At 28.5% G+C, this 1,228-nt stretch carries 2 protein-coding genes; both read left to right on the plus strand.

Translation table 11 applies throughout. The features are described from left to right. Positions 1-457 (plus strand): ATP-binding cassette domain-containing protein (locus HMPREF9333_RS11955; RefSeq protein ID WP_005542423.1); only part of this gene is annotated, 457 nt, incomplete at its 5' end. After that, positions 454-1,155, plus strand: coding sequence for an energy-coupling factor transporter transmembrane component T family protein (locus HMPREF9333_RS11960; protein WP_005542425.1), 702 nt, complete (start codon positions 454-456; stop codon positions 1,153-1,155). The genes HMPREF9333_RS11955 and HMPREF9333_RS11960, both read left to right, overlap by 4 nt. The last annotated feature ends 73 nt before the right edge of the window (positions 1,156-1,228 follow it).

Below are 1,228 nucleotides of genomic sequence, written 5' to 3' on the forward strand. Positions count from 1 at the left end.
GTACTCCGATTCTGTTGTTTCTGAGTTAATGCTCAGTTCTATGAATAGCATTAAGACTATTAAGCAAAATGATGAGAAAATAGAAGATGCGATGAATTTATTGAATATTTCATCATTCAGAAATAGACATCCGCAAAGTTTATCAGGAGGGCAAAAGCAGCGAGTTACTATTGCGGCTGCAATAGCTTCAAACAAAAAAATTCTGATTTTTGATGAGCCAACCAGTGGACTTGATTATGAAAATATGAAAGTCGTATCTGAAGCAATTAATACTCTTCGTAAAAAAGGAATACTGATTTTTGTTATTTCTCATGATTTAGAATTTTTAAGTAGAGTAGCAACTAAAGCAGTTTTTATAGAAAATAATACTGTTAGCAAAAGGATAAATTTAAAGAAAAGTGATGAGTTTGAAACAATAAAAAGATTTTTACTACAGAGTGAGGGATATGAAGAATGAGCAAATCTTGTAAACAAAATGGAATAAGATATGATCCAAGAATTAAGTTGTTACAAGTTTTAATTATAGGGGTTTTAGTATTTACTTTGACTGGTAAAAAGTATGAAGTTCTACTTTTTTTGTCAGTATTTGCATATGGAATGATAAGCGGCATATACAAAACTTGTTTTAAATTTTTAGCTTTATATATAGTGTTGTTTATGGTAGCGGAAATAAGTCCATTATTTATTTCAACTACAATACAATATTTTTTCCTATGTTTTATAACATTGACTCTTGCAGCTATAAATATGATTAGAACAAGTGAAATATCTGAAGTATTAGCTTCCTTGCAAAATATGAAAATTCCATATTATATAAACATTCCACTAGCTGTTATATTAAGATTTTTTCCTACTCTAAAACAGGATATTACTTGTATAAAGCAGGGAATTAAGACTAGAGGGATTGATATTTCTTTCCTTGGATTTTTAAAACATCCTTTTAAAGTTTATGAAATGATGTTGATTCCTATGTTAATGCGAATGTTATGTACTGCAACTGAGTTGTCGGCATCTGTTGAGACACGAGGACTTGGAGTTTCGTGTAAAAAAACTAGTTATACAGAAGTCAAATTTCGTATGCTTGATATGTTATTGCTAGTAATAATGATGGTATTTTATCTAGCTATCATCATTATGAAAATAAAAAATATTTAAAAACAAGGAGAATAATTATGGAAGAAAAAAAGAAATTTCAAATTAAAGATTTAATTATTACAGCACTAATAGG

Origin of the sequence: Johnsonella ignava ATCC 51276 (assembly GCF_000235445.1) — a bacterium.
Classification (GTDB): Bacteria; Bacillota; Clostridia; order Lachnospirales; family Lachnospiraceae; genus Johnsonella; species Johnsonella ignava.

What these genes read in the sequence shown, in the direction of transcription:
- HMPREF9333_RS11960 (WP_005542425.1), top strand. Translation starts at nt 454, where the DNA reads ATGAGCAAATCTTGTAAACAAAATGGAATAAGATATGATCCAAGAATT.